General features: G+C 59.7%; 5 protein-coding genes. All 5 read right to left on the reverse strand.

The features are described from left to right. Positions 1 to 141: 141 nt before the first annotated feature. The 5 genes from HIJ39_RS21650 to HIJ39_RS21670 all read right to left on the reverse strand — a co-directional run bounded on the left by HIJ39_RS21650 (position 142) and on the right by HIJ39_RS21670 (position 4,398). Positions 142 to 387, reverse strand: a complete 246-nt coding sequence (locus tag HIJ39_RS21650; protein WP_169103119.1) for a LacI family DNA-binding transcriptional regulator — start codon at positions 385 to 387, stop codon at positions 142 to 144. A gap of 203 nt (positions 388 to 590) precedes the next feature. Next, positions 591 to 1,313 (reverse strand): VIT1/CCC1 transporter family protein, encoded by a 723-nt coding sequence (locus HIJ39_RS21655; protein WP_169103120.1) that lies wholly within the window; start codon positions 1,311 to 1,313, stop codon positions 591 to 593. Between the two features lie 508 nt (positions 1,314 to 1,821). Continuing rightward, positions 1,822 to 2,622, reverse strand: a complete 801-nt coding sequence (locus HIJ39_RS21660; protein ID WP_169103121.1) for an ExeA family protein — start codon at positions 2,620 to 2,622, stop codon at positions 1,822 to 1,824. After that, positions 2,615 to 3,178: a Mu transposase C-terminal domain-containing protein gene (locus HIJ39_RS21665; RefSeq protein WP_169103122.1), complete on the reverse strand. Its 564-nt coding sequence runs from the start codon at positions 3,176 to 3,178 to the stop codon at positions 2,615 to 2,617. The genes HIJ39_RS21660 and HIJ39_RS21665 overlap by 8 nt, the downstream gene beginning before the upstream one ends. Before the next feature lie 149 nt (positions 3,179 to 3,327). After that, positions 3,328 to 4,398 (reverse strand): tyrosine-type recombinase/integrase, encoded by a 1,071-nt coding sequence (locus tag HIJ39_RS21670; protein ID WP_169103123.1) that lies wholly within the window; start codon positions 4,396 to 4,398, stop codon positions 3,328 to 3,330. Positions 4,399 to 4,411 lie beyond the last annotated feature (13 nt).

Here is a 4,411-nt window from a genome sequence, read left to right on the forward strand (position 1 = left end):
TGAGGGTCGAGTTAACGGGCTACTCTACATGCGGAGCGACGGCATCGCGGACCGACTACGCACACAAGCTGCTAGCAGTTGTGGGCATGATTGTGCCAAATAGCCCCCCACATGGTTAACAGGGTGGTCTGACGAAGCCGCTCAAGAGGAGATGGCCCGCTTTTCGAGACTGTGATCCGCCTGGCGCGTGGAAAAATCGGGGCCGAATTCGGGGTCGACATGCAATCGCAATTGTCGGTCGGCCATATTCGGCGTATGTCTCAGTTCCGCCGCGGCCTTTCGTACCCGCTCAGCAATTTCCGGTTTGACCGTGGACGTGCCATTAAGCACCCGAGATACGGTGCTAATCGAGACATTGCAATGACGAGCCACATCACGAAGCGTCATCACGCCACCCCCAGACAACGTTTTCTGGAATCAATGTCTCACTGCTGTCTCAGGAATGCAATGGCCAAGAATGCCCATCGCGATCAAGCGATACTGACTTTCAAAGACATCGCGTGAAAGTCCCCTGGCATGAGGATTTTAGGAACGGGGAGGAGAAGGACAAAACGTTTCGTGGGAGGTCCAGGAATAACCTGGGCCTCCGCTCATTTGATAAAGAGGTGGACCAAGCGACCTACGAGACCGGTCGCCAGCATGGCCAATCCGCCACCTAACACCAACCGCAGTGTGGGACGGCCAAGCGGGGTGCCCGCAAGGCGTGCGCTCATGATGCCCGAGACCAGCAGCCCCATCAGGGTGACCACCACGATCGCCACCACCCGCGTGAATGAACCCGATACCAGGAGGCCTAGAAAGGGAATGATTCCCCCCAACAAGAAACTGACCGCCGACGCGCCCGCCGCCTGCCAGGGGCGGGCGGCCGTTTCCATTTGTTGGCCAATTTCATCTCGCAGGTGAGCTTCCAGGGGGTCGACCGCGTGTAGAGCCTCAGCCACTTGCTGGGCCAATGCACGCGGGAGCCCCCGGGCTCGATAGAGCGCCGCCAGTTCTTCGAGTTCCCCTTCCGGATCCTCGGCCAATTCCGCTTCTTCTCGTGCCCGGTCAGCGGCTTCCACATCCCGTTGAGCGCTCACCGAGACATATTCCCCGGCCGCCATCGACATGGCACCGGCCACCAAGCCGGCGATGCCGCCGGCGAGCACCAGTCCCGCCGGCGCCCCACTAGCGGAGACACCGATGACAATGCTCGATACCGACACTAACCCATCATCGGCCCCGAGCACGGCAGCGCGAAGCCATCCCGAACGGCCCGCCAAATGCCCCTCATAGTGCCGCCCATGACCCGCCTGTTGCCGATTCGAATCCATTACCCGGCCTCCTCCGAGGGGTATCCGCGGGCTCCTTGGTGCGGTCATCCTCTAACCGGCACCCCTGATCCCTATCATAGTTGAAGGATATCCACCCAGCATAACTTTTCGCGAAACACGGTGCTGGAGATTCCATCCAGCCTGAGCCGGACCGCTATCAAAAGATGCTCGCCTGATCTTGTTCATCGCTTACCATCAAAGACGTTCGACGAGCGAGCGTGATAACCGATACCCGGAAGATTTCAGTCCTTTCTATCCCATCCCCCGACACAAAGTTTCTTAGGATTCGACAACCGTTCCCCATGCGCCCATGTTGGCCGCGCCACCATGCTATTGGAATTAATTTCTAGCATAGGACAACTAACCTTTGAGCCTACGTGTAACAGCTAGGCTAATTCGTCCGGAATCTGACGGTATTGGATGTCTGGGAGTTGACGCCGGACCTTGACCAAAGGCTCGGGAGGTACTCCCCGGGGCCGTACGGCCCCGAGAATGTCCCTCACAGCCGTCAGGCCAATTCCCCCTTGATGACCCGCGTCACAATGTTCTCGTCAACCAGGCGGTGGTTGTTTTGGGCCGCATACAGCAGACTGTGGGTGCACGCTTTGTTGATGAGGCGTGCGGTGCCGCCGGAGTAATGGAAAATGGCATCGATCGCGGGATCGGCAAAAAGGGCATGGTCCACGCCGGCATAGCGAAGGTGCGCGTCAATATATCCCGCGACCTCGGCGCGATCCCAATGGCCCAGTTTGCACTGCAGATCGATGCGTTGCCGAATGGCAGCATAGGCTTGGAGGCTGAGGCGATCCCACAGTTCGGTTTGGCCCACCAGGATTAAGGCCAGCGGACTCTGCGAGTCCATCTGGACATTAAGCAAGAACCGGACCTCCTCCAACATCTCGCGGTCTAATAAATGCGCTTCATCGACGACGACCACGGGATGCAGACCATGGACGCCGCGGAGGATTTCAATTTCCCGATGGAGTTGGCGCTTGGCATCCCCGCGATAGAACTTCGCTTCATACCCCAGTTGTTCTAACAAGCCTTTGTAAAAATGACGGGGCGTCAGCTTGGAATCGGCAACATACAGCACTTTATACGTGGCGCTGTCGAGCGTCGCCGTGAGGCGACGGATGGTGGTGCTCTTGCCCACCCCACAATCTCCGGTGACGACGGCAAACCATTGCCGTTGGGCGGCATAGACGAGCCGTCCCAAGACTTCTGCTCCGGCCGGCGACTGGTAACAGGTCTCCGGCGGCACGTCCCGGGTGAACGGGGTCGCGGTCATGTTGAAAAACTGCTCAAACATGGGACGTGCCCCCTTCGTCAGCCCAATTGCGATATGACACGGCCGGTGTGGGCTCCCCGTCTTCCCGTTGGCTACGCTCCTCGGCGGCGCGCAAGACCCGAGACTGGGTGGCGGGGGTCGGTCCCAAATGATCGGGTAAGGCGGGCCGCCGGCCCGCGTGTTCTCCGATGACTAGCGGATGGACCGTCCAGGGCGTATGCCCCGCGACTTCGATGGTAAGGTCTTCGGGACTTTGCGGATCATAGACGACATCGACGGTCTGCCCGAGCCACGCCAATCCCACCTCGTATTTTTGTCCCAGAAAGCTGATGCAGCCCGCTTTGTCCACCTTCCGGGTGTCGACCCGGCGAAAGGCGGCAGCCAGGTCGTCGACCGATACCCAGCGTAAGGGCTCTGGATCGGCGCGGAAGGCCGCTTCAGGACTCGGATGGTCGGGTACAGCACTATGGACTCGCGTTTGGTAGCACTCCGTGAGCCAGGCCTGAAAGAGCTCATTCAGACGCTGCAAGGTCTGCGGGCGTTCTAAGGCCGCTTCGGCCAAGAAATCGTCCACCACGCGGTTGAACCGCTCGACCTTGCCTTTCTTATGTGAAGCTTCTCATAACAAAGGTTATGGCAAGCTGCGCGTTATGGAAAGTAAAACGCTCGGACCCGCTTGGCACGGAGTTCCTGCGGGTCCGGAGCTTGGCATAACGAGATCGCGACTTAATGGCCCAGTGATTTCAGCCACACGAGGAGTTCGGTGTTGCCCTGCCACGGTGGCATGGTGACCGAGGCCTCGGTCGGGTAAGCCGCTTCCAAAGCGCGCCGCTTCATCTCACTGTCGGCGCGCGCATACACTTCCGTGGTACTGATGCTGACATGGCCCAACAAATCCCGGATGTACACCAAGTTCACGCCCGCTTGCAACAGATGCATGGCCTTGCTGTGCCGGAAAACATGGGGCGACACCGTGACCGGGATTCCCTCCGGATGCTGAGCCCGAGCTTGATCCACGTACTTCTTGACAACAAAGGTAATGCCCGCGCGCGTGAGCTTCTCCCCGGAGCGGTTCGGAAACAGCGGATGAGGCCCTCGCGCGGGATCGTCCAACCCTGCTTCCGCCAGATATTGTCCGAGCAAGGCTGCGGTGGCGGTCATTAAGGGAACGATCCGCGATTTGCGGCCTTTGCCCGTGAGCTGAATCGTGGCCGGTGGCGCCAATCGAACGTCGTGGGCACGCAAGTCGGCCAGTTCTTGCACCCGCGCCCCGGTATCATACAGCACGCTGAGCAGCACCAAGTCGCGGCGACCCGCCCGGGTCGCTGGATTCGGCATAGCGAGGACGGCACGAACGCCGTCCAAGGTGAAATAGCTCATCACCGCCTGCGGTTGGCGTTTTCGGGGCATCGCCAGGATTTGTTGCCACTGATGCAGCCGCTCCGGGACGGCTGTTTCCATGTAGCGGACAAACGCATGGAGTGCCGCCATCCGCTGGTTCCGGGTGGCCACAGAAGAGTGCCGCGCCGCTTCCAACCATCCGAGAAACGTCTCAATTCGGTCGACGGTCACCATGTCCAAGACCAGCTTCTCCGGAACAATGTGATCGACCGCTGCACAGAATTGCAGAAACAGCGCGAAGGTATCCCGGTACGATTGCACGGTGAGGGGACTGGCCCCGCGTCGGGCTGGGAGATATTGGCCCAAATACCGACTGAGGTGATACGCAAAATCGGTAGAGTAGGAGGCCCCTTGCGGGGCCGTCCCCTCATCGAACCGGACTTGTGGTTTTCCCACATCCGGCTCTCCG

Source organism: Sulfobacillus harzensis (assembly GCF_012933365.1).
GTDB classification, from domain to species: domain Bacteria; phylum Bacillota; class Sulfobacillia; order Sulfobacillales; family Sulfobacillaceae; genus Sulfobacillus_B; species Sulfobacillus_B harzensis.

Excerpts from the sequence above, each read along its gene's own strand:
- HIJ39_RS21650 (WP_169103119.1), bottom strand. The coding sequence starts at position 387 with ATGACGCTTCGTGATGTGGCTCGTCATTGCAATGTCTCGATTAGCACC.
- HIJ39_RS21655 (WP_169103120.1), bottom strand. The coding sequence starts at position 1,313 with ATGGATTCGAATCGGCAACAGGCGGGTCATGGGCGGCACTATGAGGGG.
- HIJ39_RS21660 (WP_169103121.1), bottom strand. The coding sequence starts at position 2,622 with ATGTTTGAGCAGTTTTTCAACATGACCGCGACCCCGTTCACCCGGGAC.